This window comes from Streptomyces sp. NPDC055239 (assembly GCF_053606205.1).
Window position 1 is genome coordinate 18,869 of the sequence record NZ_JBSGRD010000023.1, and the last position, 21,732, is coordinate 40,600.

The 21,732-nt window shown below is 68.1% G+C and carries 22 protein-coding genes and 3 pseudogenes; 9 read left to right on the forward strand and 16 right to left on the reverse strand.

What is annotated here, in order from left to right; translation table 11 throughout:
- Positions 1–15: 15 nt before the first annotated feature.
- The 4 genes from ACWFRJ_RS42445 to ACWFRJ_RS42460 all read right to left on the reverse strand — a co-directional run bounded on the left by ACWFRJ_RS42445 (position 16) and on the right by ACWFRJ_RS42460 (position 4,919).
- The gene (locus tag ACWFRJ_RS42445; protein WP_453544163.1) at positions 16–771 is read right to left on the reverse strand and encodes an ABC transporter substrate-binding protein; all 756 of its coding nucleotides are present in this window, start codon (positions 769–771) and stop codon (positions 16–18) included.
- A gap of 222 nt (positions 772–993) precedes the next feature.
- Positions 994–1,323 (reverse strand): response regulator transcription factor, encoded by a 330-nt coding sequence (locus tag ACWFRJ_RS42450; RefSeq protein WP_453544054.1) that lies wholly within the window; start codon positions 1,321–1,323, stop codon positions 994–996.
- A 189-nt stretch (positions 1,324–1,512) separates the two neighbouring features.
- The gene (locus ACWFRJ_RS42455; protein WP_453544056.1) at positions 1,513–3,489 is read right to left on the reverse strand and encodes a hypothetical protein; all 1,977 of its coding nucleotides are present in this window, start codon (positions 3,487–3,489) and stop codon (positions 1,513–1,515) included.
- Between the two features lie 1,277 nt (positions 3,490–4,766).
- The gene (locus ACWFRJ_RS42460; RefSeq protein ID WP_453544058.1) at positions 4,767–4,919 is read right to left on the reverse strand and encodes a hypothetical protein; all 153 of its coding nucleotides are present in this window, start codon (positions 4,917–4,919) and stop codon (positions 4,767–4,769) included.
- 93 nt (positions 4,920–5,012) lie between these two features.
- Between ACWFRJ_RS42460 and ACWFRJ_RS42465 the strand changes: the two genes are divergently transcribed.
- A complete protein-coding gene (locus tag ACWFRJ_RS42465) occupies positions 5,013–5,201 on the forward strand; it encodes a hypothetical protein (protein ID WP_453544060.1) in 189 nt (62 codons plus the stop codon).
- A gap of 221 nt (positions 5,202–5,422) precedes the next feature.
- On the opposite strand, the pseudogene ACWFRJ_RS42470 reads toward ACWFRJ_RS42465, so the two are convergent.
- The 5 genes and pseudogenes from ACWFRJ_RS42470 to ACWFRJ_RS42490 all read right to left on the reverse strand — a co-directional run.
- Positions 5,423–5,665, reverse strand: a pseudogene (locus tag ACWFRJ_RS42470) (hypothetical protein); the annotation flags it as partial.
- 42 nt (positions 5,666–5,707) lie between these two features.
- Positions 5,708–5,896: a hypothetical protein gene (locus ACWFRJ_RS42475; protein ID WP_453544062.1), complete on the reverse strand. Its 189-nt coding sequence runs from the start codon at positions 5,894–5,896 to the stop codon at positions 5,708–5,710.
- Positions 5,897–6,062: 166 nt separating this feature from the next.
- Entirely contained in the window at positions 6,063–7,136 is a 1,074-nt protein-coding gene (locus ACWFRJ_RS42480; protein ID WP_453544064.1) for a hypothetical protein, read from the reverse strand.
- Between the two features lie 181 nt (positions 7,137–7,317).
- Positions 7,318–7,848, reverse strand: a pseudogene (gene tpg / locus ACWFRJ_RS42485) (telomere-protecting terminal protein Tpg).
- Positions 7,849–7,874: 26 nt separating this feature from the next.
- Positions 7,875–8,084: pseudogene (locus ACWFRJ_RS42490) on the reverse strand (hypothetical protein); the annotation flags it as partial.
- A 132-nt stretch (positions 8,085–8,216) separates the two neighbouring features.
- Between ACWFRJ_RS42490 and ACWFRJ_RS42495 the strand changes: the two are divergent.
- Positions 8,217–8,837 (forward strand): dihydrofolate reductase family protein, encoded by a 621-nt coding sequence (locus ACWFRJ_RS42495; RefSeq protein ID WP_453544066.1) that lies wholly within the window; start codon positions 8,217–8,219, stop codon positions 8,835–8,837.
- Positions 8,838–9,109: 272 nt separating this feature from the next.
- Positions 9,110–10,042: a pentapeptide repeat-containing protein gene (locus ACWFRJ_RS42500; protein WP_453544068.1), complete on the forward strand. Its 933-nt coding sequence runs from the start codon at positions 9,110–9,112 to the stop codon at positions 10,040–10,042.
- Between the two features lie 210 nt (positions 10,043–10,252).
- Here ACWFRJ_RS42500 and ACWFRJ_RS42505 read toward each other — a convergent pair whose 3' ends face one another.
- The 4 genes from ACWFRJ_RS42505 to ACWFRJ_RS42520 all read right to left on the reverse strand — a co-directional run bounded on the left by ACWFRJ_RS42505 (position 10,253) and on the right by ACWFRJ_RS42520 (position 13,110).
- Positions 10,253–10,594 carry a hypothetical protein gene (locus tag ACWFRJ_RS42505; RefSeq protein ID WP_453544070.1) on the reverse strand — a complete coding sequence of 114 codons (342 nt, stop codon included), beginning with the start codon at positions 10,592–10,594 and terminating at the stop codon, positions 10,253–10,255.
- Between the two features lie 626 nt (positions 10,595–11,220).
- Positions 11,221–11,934 carry a GNAT family N-acetyltransferase gene (locus ACWFRJ_RS42510; protein ID WP_453544072.1) on the reverse strand — a complete coding sequence of 238 codons (714 nt, stop codon included), beginning with the start codon at positions 11,932–11,934 and terminating at the stop codon, positions 11,221–11,223.
- 65 nt (positions 11,935–11,999) lie between these two features.
- A complete protein-coding gene (locus tag ACWFRJ_RS42515) occupies positions 12,000–12,680 on the reverse strand; it encodes a nucleotidyltransferase domain-containing protein (RefSeq protein ID WP_453544074.1) in 681 nt (226 codons plus the stop codon).
- 31 nt (positions 12,681–12,711) lie between these two features.
- On the reverse strand, positions 12,712–13,110 hold the full coding sequence (locus ACWFRJ_RS42520; protein ID WP_453544076.1) for a hypothetical protein: 399 nt from the start codon (positions 13,108–13,110) through the stop codon (positions 12,712–12,714).
- A gap of 519 nt (positions 13,111–13,629) precedes the next feature.
- On the opposite strand from ACWFRJ_RS42520, the gene ACWFRJ_RS42525 reads away from it, so the two are divergent.
- The 3 genes from ACWFRJ_RS42525 to ACWFRJ_RS42535 all read left to right on the forward strand — a co-directional run bounded on the left by ACWFRJ_RS42525 (position 13,630) and on the right by ACWFRJ_RS42535 (position 15,091).
- The gene (locus ACWFRJ_RS42525) at positions 13,630–14,241 is read left to right on the forward strand and encodes a TetR/AcrR family transcriptional regulator (protein ID WP_453544078.1); all 612 of its coding nucleotides are present in this window, start codon (positions 13,630–13,632) and stop codon (positions 14,239–14,241) included.
- Positions 14,238–14,648, forward strand: a complete 411-nt coding sequence (locus ACWFRJ_RS42530; RefSeq protein ID WP_453544080.1) for a DUF6069 family protein — start codon at positions 14,238–14,240, stop codon at positions 14,646–14,648. Before ACWFRJ_RS42525 ends, ACWFRJ_RS42530 begins: the two co-directional genes overlap by 4 nt.
- Positions 14,649–14,746: 98 nt before the next feature.
- Positions 14,747–15,091, forward strand: coding sequence for a tyrosine-type recombinase/integrase (locus tag ACWFRJ_RS42535; RefSeq protein WP_453544082.1), 345 nt, complete (start codon positions 14,747–14,749; stop codon positions 15,089–15,091).
- Between the two features lie 320 nt (positions 15,092–15,411).
- On the opposite strand, the gene ACWFRJ_RS42540 is transcribed toward ACWFRJ_RS42535, so the two are convergent.
- The 3 genes from ACWFRJ_RS42540 to ACWFRJ_RS42550 form a co-directional block, all read right to left on the reverse strand.
- Positions 15,412–15,681, reverse strand: coding sequence for a hypothetical protein (locus tag ACWFRJ_RS42540; protein WP_453544084.1), 270 nt, complete (start codon positions 15,679–15,681; stop codon positions 15,412–15,414).
- Positions 15,682–15,756: 75 nt separating this feature from the next.
- Positions 15,757–16,443: a hypothetical protein gene (locus tag ACWFRJ_RS42545; protein WP_453544085.1), complete on the reverse strand. Its 687-nt coding sequence runs from the start codon at positions 16,441–16,443 to the stop codon at positions 15,757–15,759.
- Positions 16,444–17,393: 950 nt separating this feature from the next.
- Complete coding sequence (locus ACWFRJ_RS42550) at positions 17,394–18,215, reverse strand: esterase/lipase family protein (RefSeq protein ID WP_453544087.1); 822 nt, start codon at positions 18,213–18,215, stop codon at positions 17,394–17,396.
- A 300-nt stretch (positions 18,216–18,515) separates the two neighbouring features.
- Here ACWFRJ_RS42550 and ACWFRJ_RS42555 point away from each other — a divergent pair, with 300 nt between their 5' ends.
- From ACWFRJ_RS42555 to ACWFRJ_RS42565, 3 genes are read left to right on the forward strand one after another with little or no spacing between them, the layout of a single operon-like run.
- Entirely contained in the window at positions 18,516–19,730 is a 1,215-nt protein-coding gene (locus ACWFRJ_RS42555) for a sensor histidine kinase (protein ID WP_453544089.1), read from the forward strand.
- Complete coding sequence (locus ACWFRJ_RS42560; protein ID WP_453544091.1) at positions 19,727–20,908, forward strand: hypothetical protein; 1,182 nt, start codon at positions 19,727–19,729, stop codon at positions 20,906–20,908. Before ACWFRJ_RS42555 ends, ACWFRJ_RS42560 begins: the two co-directional genes overlap by 4 nt.
- A complete protein-coding gene (locus ACWFRJ_RS42565) occupies positions 20,884–21,558 on the forward strand; it encodes a response regulator (RefSeq protein ID WP_453544093.1) in 675 nt (224 codons plus the stop codon). Before ACWFRJ_RS42560 ends, ACWFRJ_RS42565 begins: the two co-directional genes overlap by 25 nt.
- The last annotated feature ends 174 nt before the right edge of the window (positions 21,559–21,732 follow it).

A 21,732-nucleotide genomic window follows, 5' to 3' on the forward strand; every position in this document is an offset into this window, starting at 1 on the left:
TTTGAATCCTCGAGGTCAGCTCTGCGGAGTGGTGCCGAACCACTTCTTGTAGATCTTGTCGTAGCTGCCGTCGGTCCGGGCCTTTTTGAGGACCTCGTTGACCTTCGTGCGCAGTGAGTCGTTGCCCGTGCGGAAGCCGATTCCGTACTTCTCACCGGTGTCGAACTCCGCGGTCACCTCGGTGTCCGGGTTGTCCTTGATGTATTCGAAGAGCACGCCGTTGTCGTTGATGCCCGCGTCGACTTTGCCTGCCTTGACCGCCGTGAGCAGCAAGCCGACGTCCTCGTACTCCACGAGTTCGACGTCGAGGCCCTTGCTCTCCTTCTTGGCGTAGATGCCGCCGGTGGTGGCCTTCTGGTAGCCGAGCTTCTTGCCCTTGAGATCCTCGAAGGTCTTGTAGGGCTGGCCCTTCTTGGTGATCAGCGCCTGGGTGGCGTTGAAGTAGGGGTCCGAGAAGTCCATGACCTTGTCGCGCTCGTCGGTGATCGTCATGCCTGCTGCGGCCAGGTCGCACTTGCGGATGTTGAAGTCCTGGCCGGTTTCGATGCCCTCGAAAGGCGTGTTGACGATCTCCTGCTCGACCCCCAGTTCCTTGGCGACCAGGTCGACCAGTTCCACGTCGAAGCCGACGATCTTGCCGTCCTTCTTCGACTGGAACGGCGGATAGGGCAGATGTGTGCAGGTCTTGATCTTGCCGGACGAGACGAGCTTGATCCCCGAGGCGTTCTTGTCGCCGTCGCTGTCGGACTTGGTGCTGGTGCAGCTCGTCATCAGCAGGACGGCGACTGCGGTCAGGGCTATGGCAGCCACCGGAGAACGAACGGGCTTCGGGGGACGAGCGGGCACAGTACCTCCAGGGCAGGCTCGAACCGGGGCGCGAGCGAGATCAACAGCGCTGTGTGCTGCGCAAGCTGCGGTGCATCCTGCCACCGCCCAGAGCTCTTGTCCTGCCCTCGGGATTGCGTATGGGTAACACACTCGATCTCCGCAGCATCAAATCCGCTCTGCAGTTGGGGCCTTACTTTGCGTCAGCTCTCGAATTGACGGCGAGGGCGGCCGGAGACGCAGAGAGGTTATGTCCCCCGTAGCGCCCGGCACGACGAGCCCCGACTCGTACGCGACGACCACCGCCTGCGTGCGGTCACGCAGGCCCAGTGTGGTGAGCACCCGGCTGGCATGGGTCTTCACCGTCTCCTCGGTGACATGCGGCCGGCCCGGCGATTTTCGGGCTGGAAAGCCTTCGGCGATCAGCCGCAGTACCTGGAGCTCGCGCGGGGCAAGGGCGACGAGTTGGGCACAGGCCGAGACGGCGATCTCGGCCACCGCCGGGCGAACTCCGCGATCGGCGGCGGGTAACCGTCAGAGCGAGGAGCGTCTGGTACTGCAACGGGCTTCGCGCAATGTCCGCTCCGCACTGCCGGACAACACTCCGGGAGACGCGACGCACTCCAGCAGTTCGCCGCGGACCACGCAACGATGTTCTGGCGCACCTTGCGGAACATGCCGCCACGCTCAGCTGGGACGCATCCGCCAGGCCCGGGCGAAGAGTTCGGGCAGGGGACCGGCGACGGGGTGGGAACGTACCTTGCGCGCGATCACCCGGACCCCGAGCAGCTCGGCCTTGAAGGTCTCCATCGGAGGGTAGAACTTGTCCCCGCCCGCCCAGCCGCCGGGCAGGAAGACCCCCCGCCCGGCCCGGGGTCTGCGGTCGGCAACCACCAGGCCGGCCTCGAGGAGTGCGGCCGCAACGGCCTTGTGGTGGGCGGCAGTCCACCGGTTGAAGCGGCGGATACGGCGGTCGGTGGGCACGGGCAAGGCCAGCAGCTGCAGATACAACGTGGCGGCGTCCGTATCCAGGCCGGTGGTGGCGGCCGCCTCCTCGACCACCTTGGGTGCGGACAGCCGCGGATCGCTCTCGTAGCCGCCCGGCGGCAGCGCCCCCTCGGTGATGCGCTGCACGATCCGCTCGAACTCGGGACCGCGCAGCCGGCGGACCAGCGCCAGATGCGAGTCCTCCGTGTCGACCACGGTCTCCAGGCGCCGCGAGCGCTCGTCGGACCCGTAGCGGCCGGGCCGGAAGTACACGCCGGGCGCCTCGCGCTCACCGCGCCGGTCGAACCCGGCCTCGGACACGACGACCAGGCCGTCGTCGAGCGTGGGATGGGCAAGCGGCTCGGCGGCGTCCAAGTAGGGCAGGGCGCCGGGGAAGCCCGGCAGCAGGTCCGCCACGGTGCGGCTGCGCAGGCTGCGGCCGCGGGCGGAGAGCAGCAACCCCGGGTGGGCCAGGCGTTCCCGCAGCAGCCGTAGGGTCTCGGGGACACCGCGGCGTACGGGATCTCCTTCGGGAAGCTCGGCGTACACCCAATCGACGGCGTCGCAGGCCACGGCGAGCAGCTCTCTGAAACGGAAACCCTCCTCGCCCTCCCAGCCGCCGCCGCTGATGCCGTTCACCCGCAGCCGGGTGTCCGGGTCGCGGGTCAGCCGCGGCTCACGCGCGGGATCGGCGAACACGGCGCACACGGCTGCCGGGGCCATCCGTATGTCGCTGTGCTCGGCGGCGACGGCGAGCGTCGACTCCGGCACGGCGGGGCGTACGCCCTGTTGCCTGCGCCAGGCCTCGGCGATCCGCTCGGCGAGGGCCAGCTGCCCGCCCTCCAGCCACAGCTGCCCAGGGTCCGCGGGCAGCACGTCGGCCAATAGGTCGAGGCGCTCGGCCACCCGCAGGGTCCCCAACTCCCTCTCGCCGGCCTCGGCATCGGACTGCTTGAGCCCCATCACCTTGCGCGCCTCGGCATCAAGGCCCTGATACCCGTACTTCACATCAGGCATTCCGGCGAGCAGGAGCGCGGCACCGGCCCGGCTCAGCCCGGTCCGCTCGGCGAGCAGCGCGGCCGCCGCGCGGTCCCAGGGCGCGGGGCCCTGCTGCCGTACGAGGTGTACGAGGCGCCGCAACCGCTCAGGTGTGTCCCAACCGGCGGCGGGCACCGGCTCGGTGGCCGTGATCCGACCGAGTGCCGGCGGCTGCGCGGTGCTGGTGCGCACATCGACGAATCGCTGCCCGTCTTGGCCGGCGCCGAGCCCGTGCAGGGCGACCATCGCACCGTCGTGGGTCCGCACGGCCCGCTTGTCCTTGTCGGCGAGTTCGAGGACGCCCGTACGCATCCGGGTGCGAGCCTCCGGGTCGGCAAAGGGAGTTTCTGCCCACACATCCAGCATCGCCAGCTGGACCGCGCGCAGATGGTCTTGCACGTGAAAGGAGCTCGCCCGCAGGGCCACGGCACCGCACCGGCCGATGAACCGATACCAATTCCAGCCCAGGTACCGTGCGGGCGCCTCCTCACCGCTTCCGGTCAAGTAGTCGCCGACCTCGGTGAACACGGCGAGCGTGCCGGGCCCCCAGTGTCCGGAACCTTCGATGAAACCGTTGAGGGCCTGGGCGATCCACTTCTCGTCGAAGGGCTGAGCGGGGCGTATCGGGGTGCGGGACATGCGGCCATCCTGCCGGATCGCATGGCCACCTTTCGCCGGTGCGGGGCACGCGCCGTACCTTGCGCATCCGACTCTCCCCGGTCGTGCCCGCGCAGCGGCAGAAGCAGCAGGTGCAGGACTGTCAGTACGGATGCCGCTGCGATGCGTTGGGCGAGGGCGGACACCAGGGCCCGGGCGTAGCCGATGAGAGTCTCGGCAGCCCCGGCGCCCTTGCCCGCGGCCTGGACGCGGTCGGTGGAGCCGTGCCGGCCGTACGGCCTCCAGCTCCACCTCCGGAGTGGCGGCCAGCGTCTGCTGATCGGCTTCGGTGACGACTTCCGGGGGCAGGCGGGCTCAGACGTAGACGGCGAGCGCGTCGGCCCCGGCCCGCACCCGGGGGCCGGCGCCGCTCGAAGAGCTCGCTCAGCTCTGCACAGCTCCGACCCGCGACCGCGCCCACCTTCCAGACCCGGCACTGCGGTAAGCGGCGGTCGACGGCGCGCGAGCCGTGGAGAGCGTATCGGGGCGCCTAGAGGGCATGGCCCTTTCTGGTCGTCATGAGGGGAGCATGGTCGACATCCGGCCCAGCACAAGCCATTCCTCCAGACCCTGCGCGGCCCCTGCGCTGCAAGGAGATCCGGAGGCGCTGGCGCGCGGCTAGCCGCCGTGGAGGCCTCACTCGTCAAGGCCTCCGTAGAGGTGAGCCTCAGGGCATTGAGGTGCGTCAAGCCCCCAGCTCCGCACGGGCGCCAACTGCACTGCAGAAGCCTCGCGTTGCGAGGCGTGGCCGGCCTCCGGCCGGACCCGTGGCCTGCGCTGCGCTCCAGCCACCGAAAGCGCAGCATCAGGCTACGGGCGGGGGCTCCTACTCCGGCTGAGTTACCGTCAGGGCCCAGCGAACACCCTCCTGCGAGGCATCGACCCCCACCGTGAAGGACCCAGGGCTCACCACGCCTGCATCCCAGGGTCACCGACCCCACGCCCGCGGTACCGACTGGGCAGTCCACCTCGAACCCGGCCACCTGCACCTGCTGCGACTCCATCGTCACCGCCACGCTGCCGCCGCCTTCACAAGCCACCGTGAGCACCGTCGGCAGCCCCTCCCAGGCCCCGCCGGACGCAACCCCGCCATCGCCCGTTCTCTCCTCCACCCACACCAAACCGTCAGGCCCGGGATGCGGAAGAAGCCCCCAGCAGCCACAGCCGGGGCCACCCCCGCCCCGGCCACGGCAAAAACTGCCAGCATCCCCGCTAACACGAACTTCCGTGTACTCATCACTCAGTGCCCCTCCCAGTGATCAGTCGTACAGATCGTGCGCCGACCCGAACACCGCGGGCCGGTTCGAGGTGGCTGCGGCTACCTCGGTGTTCTCCCCCTCCGCGGCTCCGCCGAGGTCCTCGCCCGCATCGAGGACGCGGGAGGACCATTTACCGCGCCGAGCGAGACGCACCGCGCCCGCATCGGCCGCAACGGCAAGGGGCCTATTGGAGGTCGCGGCGGCCTGAGAGGATGACGCAGACCATCACACGAACTTAGGGGGAGCATGCTCGCGCTCATATTCTCGGTCGTCGTTCCGCTCTTCATCGGCGGCTGCGCCTGCGTCTTCTGGGCGGCCCGGGGCGACGCTCCTCGATGGGCACGTGGCGTGGCCAAGGCGACGTTGTTCGCCAGCGATCTGGCCCGCAGCGCAATCCGGAGTTCCGGCTCGCAGCGTAGGAGTTCCGGCGAGTAGGCGCTGTTCAGCAGACCACGGCCGAGCCTGCTCGCCCGCACGACGTGTCCCCGCGGGCTGAGGTGGCCTGATCAGGCAGATACAGGGCGCTGCGGATCAGGTCGTCCCACAGCGGGTCCCCGCCGCCCATGGGTGCGTTGGCCTAGGTTGCGCGGGCGGCGCCCGCGGCGAGACTCGCCAGTGCCCGAGTACGCGGGTAGGGGTTCTTCTGTTTCGTCGAGTCAGCGTTTGACACGGTTGCGGACGGCCAGGAGCGCCAGGCCCAGAAGGACGGGCTCGGTCACACGAGACGCCATCTCGATGTAGGTACCGGAAGTGGTCAGGTCCTGGTCGGCGGAGCGGAACACCACTGAGTTGAGGGTGACGTTCAGGGCCTGTTCGAAGCGCTCGCCGGTGAACCTTTCCTCGGTGGGGTTCTGGGGATCTGCCTTGTCGATCTCGAAAGTGACTTCGTAGCCGGAGGCGACGAACGCGTCGATGGCCGGGGCGTGCGCGATACGGCCCTGTCAGTCCTGGACGACCTCGTAGAGCCCGGCCAGAGAGAACGTGGGCAGGGATTCCTCGAGGGCGGCCGCGTACTCGCGCTCGAAGGGCGGCACCCAGGTGTCGGCGCGCAGTTGGGCGAGGAGTTCGGCCGACGCCCCTGGGGCGGGGGCGTACGGCGTGACGGGGGCGTGGTCGGGCTGCGCCCTCATCTGGTCCTCCCGGCGGGTCGTCACCTCACGGTACGCGCGCCGGATCGCCGTGAGTGGGATCGGCAGAAGCTGTCTGGTCGGCAGAAGCGACGCAAGCGGCCTGTCACACCTCACGCGGCAACATTTGTGTCACCGGCTGCAGAGAGGGTGTGACAGGCCTGATGCCTCATTGGATGAGGTCGGTGTGCGGATGCTCGGGAGAGGTCGGGCAGACGTAGAGCTGCATGTTGTCGGTGCTGCCTACTTCGACCTTCGTCGGCTGTGAGGGGTCTTGGCCGGCGTAATGCCTGGCGTAGGCGGCGGTTTGGTCTTCGTACGGCGCCCAGCTGCGTCCCTCATCGCCGTCCCATTCGAAGGAGGCGATGGTCAGCAGCGGCATCATCTGAGCGTCGCAGACCGTGCAGTCGCGGCGGTACGGGTCGGTGCGGCCCCAGGGCGGCCAGCCCCCGACCTTCCAGCCCGGAGCGTCACCGAGATAGTCCCTGTAGAAGTCTTCCGGATAGTCCGCGTACGAGCTGTCCACGCCGACGTCGGCTGCCTGCCATCTGCTCCAGTCCTGCACCGACAGGCGCAGCTCCGGGCTCAGATCGAGGCTGTCGGGGTACTCGGTGATCGGTTCTGGTGCCAGCACGCACGGTTCCGGCAGATAGCCCTTCCAGTTCACCTCGTACGGTTCCGGCGGTGTGGCGAGAATGTCGACGACCGTGGCGGCGGACCGCCAGAACAGCGCGGTAGACGGCTTGTGATCCGGATCGTGGTCGTAGGGGCACCAGAGGATCTGGAGCAGATCCGCGTCGCCGGGCGGCCGCAACAGGGGTATGTCGCGCAGGTACAGCTGGGCCACGGGCAGCATGGGGACCGGGCACTCCGCCGGCCACGGAGGACCGGCGTCGAGTCGCTCCGCGAGTATCGCGGCACTTTGCTCCTTGAGAGCCTCCTCCTCGGGCGTCGGCTCGAAACGCCCGGAGTCGGGTTGCCACCGGGCCTGCATGCGTCTCTCGAGCCGCACCAGGGCCGGTGACTGCCGGAACCCACTGTCGACGTGCAGGTGCGAGCTTTCGCAGTGCGGCCAGGGCTCCTCCACCGGCCACAGCAACGGCCCCCCGACCGAACTCTCCCTGACCGAAGGCGACCCCGGGCGCGGATGCAGCCGAATCGCAGGACGCGCCGACGAAGCCAGCTCAGGAAAGACCGCGGTCACATCTACCGGCCGCGGCGGAGTAGTACGTACAGAATCCATGGCGGTGATCCTGCCACCAGCCACTGACAATCCCCGGCCGCCTCAATCGGCCCCGCCGGCAGCGGTGTTCAGCAGGCCAAGCCCGACGCCCGCAGACCGGGCCACGGTGACAGCAAGCCTGCCTTGGGACATCTATCGTGCCTGGCTCAGTAATTGATGCTCACCACAAGAGGCTCCGAAATCAGTAGTCGAGATCCAGGTAATCAATGTCCGACAGTCCCGTAGCGCGACCGCCGCCGTCCTGGAAATACACTTCCTTAAACCCTTCGACGATGATTCCGCGCATCTGCTGGTCGCTGGCACCGTCGTCGGGCGTCGAACAGCCGCTGCGCGTAGGCCGCGGGGAGGTGCACGGTGAGCCGCCGGAACCGTCCGTCGTCGGTGGTGCCGATGGGCGCGGTGTAGCCGAACCGGGCGCGGGTCTCCACCGTTATTCCGCCGGAGGCAGCGGCCTGCTTCTGGCGGCGCTTACGGACCTGGGGTTGCCAGCGGGCCCGTACCGCGTCGTCGGTCTTCGAGGCGACGTCGGCACGGGCGTGCTTATGGGCGCCGCGCCGGTAGCGGTTGACGGAGTCGGCGGTGACGCCGAGCTCGTGGCGACGGCCTTGGCGCTGCCCATCTGCTTGAGCAGGTAGCCAATCTGGCCCTTGAGGGTCTTCGGTGGCTGGCGGGTGAAGGACTCCCGGTCGGCCCGCTCGATGGCGTCGTCGATCTCTCTCCCCCCCCCCCACCACGGTCCTACTCCCCTTCGTCCAGGACGGCGTCGCCGCCCTTGATGTGGCGGGCCGGGTTGAGGCCCTTTTCCATGAGGTCGACCGCCCACAGCATCGACTAGACGCCCTCCAGCTTCGCCAGGCCGGGCGTGGGTCCGAGGCGGAATGCGCCGGGTTGCGGCTTGCCGGACGCGGCGTAGGGCAGGAAGTCGAGCGGGCTCTCCCCCGGGCTGGGGCGCGTGGCGCTGGGAAAGGCGGTACGGCCGGGCGATGAGTTTGCGAGCCCGGAACGGTCTACCCCAGCAACAAACGGATCAGACGGCTCACCGCGAAGGCGACGGACGGTCGCCACCAGGAGGACGGCTCAGTGACCGAACAATTGGGCAAGGTGACCTGCGACCTCTCGATCTCCGTCGACGGGTACTCGGCCGGGCTCAACCAGACCGAGCAGCACCCGTTCGGCGACGACGCTGGCGATGGCTGGGGCGACAGACTGCACGCCTGGATGTTCGAAACCCCGGAGCAGCGGCAGGCTGAGCTCGACCGGCTGACGGTGGTCGGCGCCTTCATCATGGGACGCAACATGTTCGGCCCCGTACGCGGCGCATGGGATCGACAGTGGAAGGGGTGGTGGGGCGACAATCCGCCATATCGCGCGCCGGTCTTCGTGCTCACCCACCACCCGCGCGACCCACAACCGATGGACGGTGGCACCACCTTCCACTTCGTCACCGACGGCATTGAATCCGCGCTGCGGCAGGCTCGTGAGGCGGCAGGGGGCCGCAACGTGTCGATCCACGGGGGCGCGACCACCATCAACCAGTACCTCGCCGCAGGCTTGATCGACGAGCTGCGGCTACACATTGTGCCGTTCACGCTCGGCGCCGGTACGCGACTGTTCGCCGGCGTGCCGTCACTGAATCTTGAACAGGTGGAGTCGCGAGCAGCGAACTCGGTCACACACGTGACCTATCGCATGCGGTCCTGAGCGAAGGGCGGTGCCACTCACAACTACCGCTCAAGCTTCGGTGGCACGCACTCGGAGTTCGATGACACAGGACACGAATGTCCCTGATCTCTCGCAGCGAAGGTTGGGTGTTGTCACCGAAGGCTGGTGACTGCTGGGGGGTCCCGCCGAAGGTTGAGTGATCGTCTATTTCTGGCTGCCGAGGGGGGGACAGTAGGGAATCAGGGCCCGCCTAGTGCACATCTCGCCCGCGAGGTCGGGGCCGTCACGCATGCGGCCACTCCTGCGAGGACATGCTCCTGCATGTGAAACGGAGCTGGACGCGTGCACTGGTGCTTGCGCTGCTGGCCGCCGCCTTTGTCGGCTTCGCCCTGCTGTTGTGGCAGGGGCCGTGGTGGCTGGACGGCGACCGGCTGCGCCGACGGGACCTCCAGCCGGCCGATGGTGTGGTGATCACGGGGTTCCGCACGACGCTGGTCGCCCTCGGCGCCGGTGCGGTCGCCGGGGCCGGCCTCTACTACACCGACCGCACGCTGCGACATACCCGCGACCGGGACCATGAGCAGGCCGAGATTGCTCGGGACGGCCAGGTGACCGACCGCTATGTGGAAGCCATCAAGCTGCTCGCGTCGGAGCGTACGGTCGAGCGCCTGGGCGGTATCTACGCTCTGGAAAGGATCATGCGGGACTCAGCCAAGGACCACCTCACAGTGGTCGAGGTCCTCGCAGCGTTCGACCGGGACCAGGTGTCGGTGGCGCCTGACACGGAGTTGGCCCCCACTGCGCCGCTCGAAGAGTCCGTCCAGGCCACCCTGACAGTCCTGGGAAGACGGCCGCCTCTGGAAGAGCCGTTCCGCATAGACCTACGGCGTACGGACCTGCGGGGAGCAGACCTTCAGAACGTCCGGCTGGAGCGCGTACGCCTCGCCGGTGCGCGTCTGGAGGGAGCCAACCTAACCGGCGCACACCTGGAGAAGGCATGGCTGGGGAAGACCCAACTCAGTGGCGCGTGGCTCGACCGAGCCCACCTTGAAGGGGCCTATCTGCGAGAGGCCGACCTACGCGGCGCCAGCCTCAAGGAGACGCACTTTGAGGGAACCTGCCTGTTCAACACGGACCTGTCGACAGCTGTCGGTCTCACTCCAGATCAGGTGGGCGAGGCGGTGCTCGACATGGAAACGAAGCTGCCTCCCGCAGTGGCGAGCGCGGTTCGAGCAACCCCGTGAACAGACGCGGCGCTCAAGCTTCGCTGAGAATGCCCAACCTTCGCCGCGACAGGTCAGCCCCGCGGCGGCGAACGTGGGGCGGGGGCCGGACTGCTGTGACTGAGCGCTGCAGTTGGCCCCGAAGGACAACTGCAGCGCTCAGTTCTGATGAACGGGCCTGTATCCGCGTTGTGAATGGGGCAGGCGGGTCAGCGGAGCGGCGGCGCGCGCTCACCGGCCGAAGCGGCTCTTCTTGGGAGGGTCGGCAGGGATCAGCTCCTGGACATGGACGAGCTCGGCCGCCCGGATGGTCAAGTGCTCGACAACCGTCGTCGGTCCCTCGCGACCCTTGAACCAGTACGACTCGGTCAGCTCGACAAACCAGCTCGTCGGTGAAGTCTGGAACACCATTCGACCGAACGGGGTGCCGGTCGGATATATGCCGGGGGTGCTGGACCGGGCGACCTCCTCAGCACGGGTAACGGCCGCTTCCCTTCCACCTTCGACCGAGATCTTGCGCGACAGCTTCGACTCCCCGCCCCGGACCTGTTCCACCAAGACGTACCAGCTCACAGTCCTGCCCCTCCCACAGCGTGGCGTGCCCGCCGCCTGGTGCAGCGCCCCGCCCTCACTCCCGTGATCCAGACGCTACCTCGGGGGCCAACTTTCACGCTCGGGGCCAACTCGTTCGCTCAGGGGCCAGGTAGCGCGCTCAGTCACAACTGCCTGTGACTGAGCACTTCAGTTGGCCATTGAGTGCGTCGGTTGGCCACGCCGATCCCCTCGGTTTCATCTTGAGCGCAGTACGGCAGGGGCGGGAGTATCTATGACCTCTGCCCCACGTGTGGCTGCCCTGACCGGGGGATATGAACTCGGGAAGCAGGTCGTTCCGCTCACAGGGGAGAAGCATGAGTTTTGCCAGTCAGGCACTGCCTCTTGTCGGTGTCGCCATCGGCGCGGTGGTGTCCCTGGCTGTCTCCGCCGTGAACGAGCGCGCTCGGTGGCGGCGTCAGCAATCCGTCCGATGGGACGAGCGGCGTCTCAACGCCTATGCGGACTACGCCCACTCCGTCAAGGAACTCAGCAGCCGGTACACAGGGCTGGCCATCGCTCGGGGCCTCATTACCGGGTCGACACCGCTGGAGCCGACCGATGAGGTGCTCAAGGAACTCGCAGCAGCAGAGGCCCGCCGATCGGCCCTAGCAGAAGCCCTCTGGATCCTCGGCGATGTAGACAGCAATACCGCCGCCGTCAAACTGAACCACGCGCTCTGGCATATCGAATGGCTGGCCCGCGGCATACCGACCACCGGCATCACCACATGGCCTGAGGCGTACCTCGAGTTCCGAAAGGCGCGCGAGGACTTTCTGATTGCCGTGCGCCGTGATCTCGGCGTCCGGGGGACGCGGATCACCCACGACGTCCCATGGCCTCCACCGTGGCGCCCCCCGAACGACCCAGGAGGGGGCGGGCTCTGAGCCGGCCGTCTCACCAGACGAATCGTTGCTAAGCGACTGGATGTTGGCTTCCAGCCGGTGCAGCCCCAGGTCGGCGAAGGCGAACCGTATGACGAGATCAAGGCCTTCAGTCATGTAGCCGCGGCCCGTGGTAGAGGCGTAGGCGACGTAGCCCAAAGTCCCACTCTGCAGAGACCCCCGGACGATGTTGTTGATGTTCACCCCGCCGACGATCTCCCCGGTTTTCCGCAGACAGACGACGAATCCATCGTGGGTGGGTTGCTCGATTCGCGCGAGGTAGGACGCGAACCCCTCGCGCGTGCCCGCGCGGCTTGGCACCCAGGGGTAGTGCAACTTGGCGCTGGCCCGGGTCAGAGCGGTGGTCTCCTCATAGTCCTGGTCACAGATACGGCGTATCGCCACGCGAGGGCCGTCGGCAAGGAAGGACGTAGACATCCCGCGATCATAGAGAGCAGCCCTGCCCCATTTGTGGCCCCTTCGCAGCAGCCGTTCAACGCCCTCTACCAGCGGCGGGAGAAGCCCTCCAGCAGTCGGCCGCCGAGCAGGTCGAGCACCTGTTCCACCGCAGTGGCCAACGGCCGGGTATCGGCGTGCTCGGCTACGGCCTGGTGCCCGTCCAACAGCGATTTACCCAGAGCCGGGTCTGCACTGAGCAACCGACGGGGAAGCCATTTGCCGATTCCCGTCCAGGCGCCGTGGTGGGCGGTGACCAAGTCTGCTGCTTGGCGCATCACTTGGTCGGCCAGGGAGAGCTGTTCGTACCGCCTGTCCGGTGGGGTGTCGGTCAAGTCGTCCAAGAAGCAGGTCAGAACATAGCGGCCGTGTTCCCACTCGGCTGTGCTGAGGGGCGGAGGTCCTGAGGCGAGTACGTCCCCGGCCAGACGGCGCGCACGGGCTACATGTCCGTGCGGATCTGCCAGAGGAAGACCCTGGTGGTAGACGAACAGGACGGTCCCGCGACGCCGGGCTCGGTCCCAGGCGAAGAACTCCGGTATGTCCGCCAGGGTGTTGAGGAACAGCTCGACGATGCGGCCCTGGTGGCGAATCACCTCCCGCCGGCTGACGTCCGAGTCGGGAAGGAGCACGGCCACATCCAGATCACTGGTCGCAGTGGCGCGCCCCTGAGCGGCGGAGCCTCCGAGTATTGCGCCCAGGGCATGGGGATAGAGCTCGGTGACCACACGGAGAGCGTGAGCTTCAATAGCTTCTTGATCATCCATGGATGCTCATCTTGCCAGCCTGCGGATCTGCCAGCCGGGCTTCGAGATAGGCGGTCCAGTCGTTGGCGGCGCGGTGGCGCCATTGCTGGGCGGTGATGACATGCAGGCCGAGCATGGGTGCTAGGACCACGGGCGGCAGGTCCTGCGCGAGTTCGATCAGTGCGGTCGTGCGGGTCTGGCGGATCGGGATCTGGCGAGCCGCGAGGCGGCGCGCGAGGACGACCGCGGAGATGTGCCCGCCGGGCCGGGGCCCAGGGAAGAGCCACCGGCGGGGGACATTTGCGGCCCAACCCGCCACCGGCCGACGGACCAGTTCCGTGAGAAGGACCGCGAGCGGGGCGGGGAGGCGGATAGGGGCGCGATCAAGGACGAGGACAGGGTGGCCGTCCATCGTAGACAGGGCGTCGGGGGGCAGCGCGGCGATGCGCGTGAGGTGCTGCTGAGAACTTGACCTCCTGCGCTATCCACGGGTCCCCGTCGACAGAGGCAAACCGCACCAGGGCGTGGTACGCCGCGAAGTCTGCGCCGTTCTGCGTCAGGGTGAGAGTGCCCGACCCCAGGTGGATGCCGACGTCGACTTCGGTGTCTGCCTGCACGATGACGGGGTCGCCGGTGGCGCTCAGGTACACGCTGCTCTCCAAGGGGTAGGGGTGGGAGTTCAGTTGCTCAGCATGGCAGCTGACTGCCCGTCGGGAGCGGGCGTCCATTAACCGATAGCGCGGCGCTGGTCTCCCGTAGGTTCCGCATTCTTGGACGCAGCCGTAGCAGAGTTGGTGGCAGCACTTAGTAGTCGAGCCGTAGTTGTGAATCTTGGTGGCTGCCAACGACAAGCAATCGAGTGTGGGAAGTGTTAGCGGAGTGAGGACTCACTCATTGACGGAGTGAGTCCTCACTCCGTACTCTCGCGGTCATGACTGCGCCTAAGGAGAACCAGACCACCCGCCGCCGCGCTCCCGTCATGTCGCCGGAGCAGCGGCGCGCGATGATCATCCAGACCGCGATCCCGCTGATCGCCGAGTACGGCGCCGCGGTAACGACCGCGAAGATCGCCCGCGCCGCGGGCATCGGCGAGGGAACAATCTTCCGGGTCTTCGCCGACAAGGACGAACTGCTGCAGGCCTGCATGGCCGAGGCGCTCTCCCCCGAGCACGCGGTCCGCGAGCTCGACGCGATCGACGTGTCCCAGCCGCTGCCCGACCGGCTCGCGGAGGCGGCCGAGGCGCTGCAGGCGCACATGTCCAGGATGGGCGCGATCGCCGGCTCGCTGGGGCATCGCGGCGGCAAGCACCCCGGCACGGTGCGCGGCGCTGGCCGCGACGAGTCGACGACCCGTATCCACGCGGCCCTCGCAGAGCTGCTGGAGCCCGACAGGGCCGCCCTGCGCCGGCCACCGGAGCAGATCGCGGCCCTCTTCTTCGGGCTGCTCTTCACCCAGCCGCGTACGGAGGACGAGCCCGACCTGACCCCGCAGGAGTTGGTGGAGGTCTTCCTGCACGGGGCGCGCTCGGGGGGCACCAAGTGAGCGTGCGGAGAGGGCGCCTGAGGGTTACGGCCCTGGCCGTCCTGGCCCCCGTCCTGGTGTGGCTGGTCGCGGAACCACTGCTGGGGCACCGGCTGCGCATCGCCGACAGCAAGCAGACGCTCGACATCGGCGCCGCGCCCGTGGCGGTCGTCGCACTGCTCGCGTCACTCTCCGGCTGGGGACTGCTGGCCGCCCTGGAGCGGTTCGGGGTGCGGCGCGCCCGTGCCATCTGGACCGGAGTGGCCGGCGCCGTACTGGCCGTTTCCTTCCTGCCGTTCATCGGCGACGGCATGGACGGCGGCACCCGGATCTCCCTCGCTCTGATGCACGTGGTGGTGGCGGCGGTGCTGGTCCCGGGGCTGGGCGGCAGGTACCCCGGGGCGGGACCCGGTGCCGCTAGGAGGTGACCGCCAGCACCAAGTACGCCGCGAACGGCACCAGATGAGGGTGGCTCGGCTAGAGCATCGCGCGGCAGCGGCGGCAAGGGCAGAAAGCCCATCCCCCGGTGGCCTGGGGCGCGCTGCAGGACTACCTCGACGGCCGCACCACAGGGTGGCTGTTCCAGACCGCGAGCGGCGGCCAGCTCGACGAACCGGCGGTGTGGCGGCTGCTGCAGTCCCTGGCCAAGCGCGCGGGACTGCCGCTGCGCGGGCCGCACGGCACCAAGGTCGACGCCATCACGTACGCCCTGGCCAAGCCCGACGCCCGCCCGAACAAGGTGCAGCGCTGGGCCGATCACAAGGACTCTCGCACCACGCAGCGCTACAACCGACGTAAGGAGCTCCTCGACGACAGCCCCGGCTACATGCTAGCCGCCGACGTCGCCAGCGCCCTCGATGCGCAGGAGTAGGGCCGCATCATGCGCGCTGGAGATGTTCCTCTGACGGGTGTGGCTCCTTGTGAGGGAGCCACACCCCAGGCAGGTCGCCTCCACATTCAGCCATCGTGTCCGACCCCATGCCGCACGATCTTGACCCGCAGGGGCGGCCAAGCCTCCCCAGCCTCCGTACCGCCGTCACGGAGAATCCTCAACCCGCCCTCGTCCGCCGCCCACGAACACGTTGCGTGACCTGGCCGGTGACGCTTGACCAGAGCATCGCACCAAGTTCCGGTTATGAGCTCTGCCTCTCCTGCTCCCCACGCATCTATCCGGGCACTCGGCTGAGATCATCAGTCAACGATCCTCAGCTCGACGTGGTACCGGTCCCGTACGTCATCCACGAAATCCTGCCCTCCAGCCGGAGGCAAAGAGCGGCGCCACCAGCGCTGCTCCTCCGGGCGGATCAGTGGGCCATCAGCCAGGAGCTCACGGAACACCTCGTCAATCCGGTCGAGTTCGCAGGAGAACCACGAGTATGCGGGAAGGGCCTGTACTGCCGGGTCATCCACGATCCCCTGCAGCAGGCTACGAATCGACAGGTCATTCAGGTACTCCGACACATCCAGGTCATAGCCGTCCGAGCACTCCCTGACCAAAGCCGATTAATGCCAGCAAGCCGGAATCAAAACACCCAGTTATTCCTTCTGGTCGTCCCATGACGTCCGATACCAGCCCCTGAATGACGCCAGCAGCGCCGTGAGCGCGGCGCCGACCCGGGGATCAAGGCCTGGATCACGGAGCAGTACGGCGTTGGACGACGGTTTGTGCTCCATGGCCATCCGGCCGTCTGCACGCCATCTCACGCGCCGTGGCGCGCGCGGGAGGTCGCCGCTATCCAGCACGGCGGCGACGAGGGCGAAAGGAAGCAGAGGAGACATCAGCCAGCAGAAGACCCACCAGAACAGCCGTCCCTTGTAGCCCACGGCGTCCGGCCCGCCGGCCTGCGACACCGTCCAGCGGACACGCAACCCGCCGCCCCTGAACGCCTTCCGCCGCGTAATGGTGCCGATGATCTGCCCGTAGGCGTCAAGCACCTGGTAGGTCACACGGTGCCCCTCAGTGGACTGCGTGACCAGACGGGCCAGCGTCTGCGCACGCCCCTCGTCGGCCCACAGGAGGAAGGATCGGGCCCCCCTCTTGCGGTCGCCGCGGTACGCGGGGATGCCGCCGGGCGGGAGTTCGCGCTCCACGTGCGCCAGGACGTGGGGCTGCACTCCCGGACCCGCGATGTGGACGGGATACAGAGGCGGCACCAGGAGTCCGGTAGCTTGCGCGCTCTTACGCGGTCGCGGGGTGTCGTACATGGTGAGACTGACGGTCATGGGCCCTGCTTCCCATCGGTGGTACGGCTGGGTGAAATCGGTGGCGTCCGGGCGGCGGCGTGTGTGGTGGTGTCCGGCGCCGCTGGATCCGGACCGGGGCTCCGCTCAGCAGTCGCGTCGCGCCTGGAATTCCAGCAGGACCGTAGTTCGTCCTCGGAGGGCGCCTGAAGTGGTAGGGCTGCGACCACCTCCCCTGCCGGCATGAGGGCTGCCCCCCTCGGCCGCAGTGGCTTTGTCCGTCGTCGGCCTCCTCGAGCGTCCTCGGCCCGCCATGCGCCGGCGATGTCGAGCCGGTCGGCGATCGGAGACCGGCTCGACATCACCGGCGTCCGCTGGGGACTGCACGGGCTGCTGCGCGGCATGCATCTGCACCAGCGCACAGACCTGTGGGAACGAGCTGGAGTACGTCGGCTGGCTGCGCCGCGCCGACCACGTCCGCGGGTTGGGCGACGACGAGTAGGCCTTGCTGTACCGAGGAACCTGCGGGCTGCGCCGGTGTGACGACCTGACATGCCAGGTCCAGCTGGTCACTGCAGAGGTCGGAGACGGATTCTGTCCTGACTGCCGAAGCCCCATCCCTCTCATGACACCGTGGGGACAGGCCGCTCACGATACAGCCGGGTACCCCCGGTCCCGCACGCGCAGGGAACAGCCGGTCGTGCAGAAAATGATGATGCGTTGCGCGGGACCGCGCTCAGGCAGTCGCGACGGCATATCAATGCGGCCTGGTTCAGCCTGGCACGACACCGCCTCGGCCGAGTTGAGCGGTCGGCGGAAACTCCAACGCTCCGAGAATCTCCTTCTCCTCGGTCACGGTACGAAACCAGAGAACTGCGGCCGCCCCTGATGGGACGGCCGCACCTCCGTTGCGCATTACGCGTCACGCAGACACTCCCCGCGGTATGTCACGGGAATCCCGGTAGGTTGTTCGTTCGCGAGGGAACCGGAGATCACGTCGTGGAGGAGAAAAGCACCGCCAGGCGTGCCTGTTCCACGGGAGAGACACGGTTGGACCAGGCACTCCAATTGGGGTGCTTGATCCTGCTCTTGTGCCTTCCGGTGCGGACGCTCTTCAGCTCGTTGTGGCCGATTCCGGCCTTGTACTGGACCTCGTGCTTCGCGACGCCGGCGATACCGGATGCCTCGGAGACGACTCCGTCGTTGTACGACGACACGGTGGTCCAGTCGGTGGTCCAGCGGGTTCGCTTGTTGGACTTCGGCATGATCGTTCCGAGGCTCTTGAGGAACGCGCTCTTCGGCTTCATTTCCTTGCACTGCGCGAAGATCTTGCTGCAGGCGTAGCCCGCCTTGGTTCCGCCGTGCGGGGTGCCGAGCGTGACGACGTCCTCGATGTAGAGCTTCTCCGGGAAGCCCGGGGTGCCCTTGCTGCTGTGGTAGAGGGCGGCGCGGACGATGAGACCGCCCATGGAGTGGGCGACGACGTCGACCTTCTTGTTGTTGTTGGAGTAGTTGGAGGCGACGTAGTTCGCGAACACCTTGGCCACGGTGTTGAGGGACTTGTTGCGAGTGCCGTTCTTGTACGTGTACGAGCAGTTCTTGTCGCCCTTGTAGTAGCCGAAGGTGAGCAGGTTGCCCTTCCAGTTCTTGTTCTTGAAATGCGTCCGGGCGGACGAGAAGTACTTGGAGCAGTCGTGCTTTCCGGTTGGCGCGAACCCGTGAACGAAGATGACCCGGTTGCCCGATCCGTTCGAGTGGCTCGGCGCCGCGCTGGCCGGCGTGACCGTGAGCATGGTGACGGCGAGTGCCAGCATCGCGGAAAGAAACAGCGTGAGCCGTCTCAATGACCTCTGCATGTGAATTCCCCGTGATGTGTGATGAGTTGCTTTTGCTGAACGCTTGGTCTGAAATTAAGGGACCGACCGGAGAAATACATGTCACGTGAACGCGTGACAGCGCCGCCGTCCCCGCAGCCGGCCCCCGCGCCCGCCCCTGCTCCTCCACGCATCTCCGCCTCCGTGGCTCTCCGCCTCTGTGCCTCTTCGCCTCTGTCCTGCGCGGTCGCGTTCGTCTAGGCTGACGGACAGATCTCATCCGCATGCGGGGGAAACACTGTGAGGAACGGGGCGAATCCCCTTGCCTTTCTCGGCGGAAGCGGGAATCCCTCCGGTGGAAGCGTCGCCCTGACGCAAGGACCCGCCCAGCTCCAACTCCGGCGCCGGTTCGCGCGCCTGGCCGCTGTCCTGCGTGCGGCCGGTGCCCTCGGCGCGGCCCTGGTCGCCGTGGTCGGCTTCGCACCGCCCGCCCGGTCGGTGTGGGTGGCCGTCGCGGTCGTCGGACTGCTGTTGTGGAGCGGCCTGTTCACCGTTCTGACGCTGAGGCCACATCCTCGTACCTGGCTCTACGCCGGTGACACCGTCATCGTCGTGGCGCTCTGCCTGGCGCAAGGCAGCCTGGTCCCGGCCGAGGTCCTGGAAGCCAGTGCGGGCTCCGGATGGATCGACATGGTCGCCCGCACCGGAGTGCTCATCGCCCAGTTCACGCTGCGCCTGCCGCTGGCGGCGGCCTCGACGATCGCCATCGCGGCGGCCCACGCGATGGGCGCCGGCGTACGGGACGCCTCCGTGGTGCTGGTGCTCCAGGGACTGCTCGCCGCCGCTGTCGTGGCCCTGCTGGGACGCGGAGCGCGAAGGGCGGACCTCGCGCTGTCCGAGGAGGCGTCCGCCCGCGCGGCGGAACGTGCCCGGTCCGCCGCCCGCACCGACGAGTTGGACCAGCAGCGGCTGCTGCACGACACCGTGCTCGCCACGCTCACCATGGTGGGCACCGGCAGCATCACCCGTGACTCTGCCGCGCTGCCGCAACGGGCCGCGGCCGACCTGGCCGTCATCGAGGGCCTGCAGGCACACCCACACACGGCACGCGCCGTGGCGCACAGCCCGGCACCACTGGATGTCGCGCTGCGTACCGTCGTACTGACGCGGCGCGTCGGCCTGCCCGCATTGGACGTCGAGTTCGACGTGCCGCCGCTGGACCTGCCCCACGAGGTCGTGGAAGCCCTGGCGCACGGCACCGCCGAGGCCCTGGCCAACGTGGCCCGGCACGCGGACACCCGCGCCGCCCGGGTCGCGGCCCGACACATCGGGGAAGGGGGCGTCGCCGTCGAAATACGCGACAGCGGCCGCGGGTTCGACCCCGCGGCCGTTCCCGCGCACCGGCGCGGTCTGCGCGAATCGGTGCAGGGCCGGATGACCGCCGTGGGCGGCAGCGCCCGTGCGACATCGTCCCCCGGCTCCGGCACACGAGTCGTGCTGAGGTGGGAACCATGACTGCCGATGCGGTCAAGAACGTCACCGAAGACGTCACCGAGGCCGCCGTTGCGAACGCCGTCGAGGATGCCGTCGAGGGCATGGTCGCCACCCGCTTCGGCAAGGTCGTCGACATCGGGCTGGTGGCGATCGTCGGCGTCTGGCACCTGGGCCTGGACTCCATACGGGTGCTCAAGAGCTGGCCGGTGTACGAGCCGCCGGCCGTCGCCGCAGGCGCCTGGCTGGCCCTCACGCTCATCCAGACGATCGGTTCCGTCCTGCTGCTGCGTTCCGCGCTCGGCGCGCGCACCGCGCGGATCCTCGCGGGGGCGGCGCTGGTCACCGGCGTGGCCGCCGCCACCGCTTACCCGCCGGGCGGGGCGATCAGCGACGCGAGCTGGGCGTGGAACACCGTGGGCTGGTTCGGCATGCTGCTTTTGATGCAGCGCCCGCTGTGGGAACTGATCACCCTGCTCGGCGCCAACACGGCCGTCACGGTGGGTTTCCTGGCCGCCGACGGCGCACTCGACCACGTCACCCTCTCCCGTCTGCTGGCCTCGGTGTACGTCACCGCCGGTATCCAGCTGACCTTCGCGTATCTGGTAAGACAGCTCAACGACGGTGCGCGGGAGGCCACCGAGATCGCCGCCGCGCAGGCGGAGCACCTCGCCCGGGCCACCGCCGACGAGACCGTGCATACCGAGCGCCGGCGCCGCTACGCGTACCTGCGTATCAGGGTCGAACCGTTGCTGCGAGGTCTCGCCGAAAGCCGCCTGGACCCGGGAGACACCGTCGTACGCCGCCGCGCGGCCGTCGAGGCGGCCCGCCTGCGCAGGCTGTTCGTGGAGACGGACGACACCCCGCACCCGCTCCTGCACGAGCTGCGGGCCTGCGCCGACGTCGCCGAGCGGCGTGGCGTACGCGTCACCCTGCTGAGCTACGGCGACCTGCCCGACCTGCCGTCGACCGTCCGCCGCGAACTGACGGAAGGGACCCTGCTGGTCCTGGCGACCGCCGCCACCCAGGCACGGTTGACCGTGGTGACCACACCCGAGGAGGTCGCGGTGAGCGTGGTGGCCGACGCACCCGCTGAGACGCGTGTGGAACCGGCGAGCCCTCTCACCACATCCTCCATGTACGACCAGGAGGAGGAACAGCTGTGGTGGGAAACTCGATGGCCTTTACGCCCGGTTCCCTGAGCGTTGCCTTCATCGACGACCACCCCGTCGTCATCGAAGGCATCCAGGTCTGGCTGTCCCAGGAGCCGCGGATCTCGGTACGGCACACCGGCGAAGCCGTGGATGTGCAGCCCGGTGTCGCGGACGTCCTCATTCTCGATCTGAACCTGCACGGCCGCCTCGTCGTCGACGACATCGCCACGCTGGCCGCGGCGGGTCAACGGGTCATCGCCTTCTCGCAGTTCACCGAGCAGCGGGTGGTCCTCGAATCGCTGGAGGCCGGCGCGTGCGAGTTCGTCGCGAAGAACGAGGGCCGGGCGCACCTCGTGAACGCGGTGCTGGCAGCGGCGGGCGACAGGCCCTACGTCACCCCGACCGCCGCCGGGGTCCTCGTCGGCGACCGCGGCGCGAGCCGGCCCCGCCTCTCCCCCCAGGAACGTACAGCTCTCTTGTGGTGGTTCCAGTCCATGTCGAAGGCCTCGGTGGCCCGGCGCATGGGCGTCTCGGTCCACACAGTGGACATTTACATCCGCCGGGCAAGAGTCAAGTACGCCCAGGTCGGCAGAACCGCCCCGACCAAGGCCGACATGCTGGCCCGAGCGATCGAGGACGGCCTGGTGACCCCCGATGACATCACGGACTACAAATCGGCGGCATCCAGCGAGAGCTGAGTACGGACAACACCACCCATCCATCCAAGGCCACCAACAACTGCGCAACCCCTCGTTACCCACTCGACCAGAGCATGCGGCAGGTCGAATGCGGCACGAAACGGAGCCAACGAGGCTTCTGCGCTGAAGAGTTGAGCGGACGCGGTTGTCTGCCCTGACCGGGCATGGCAGCGA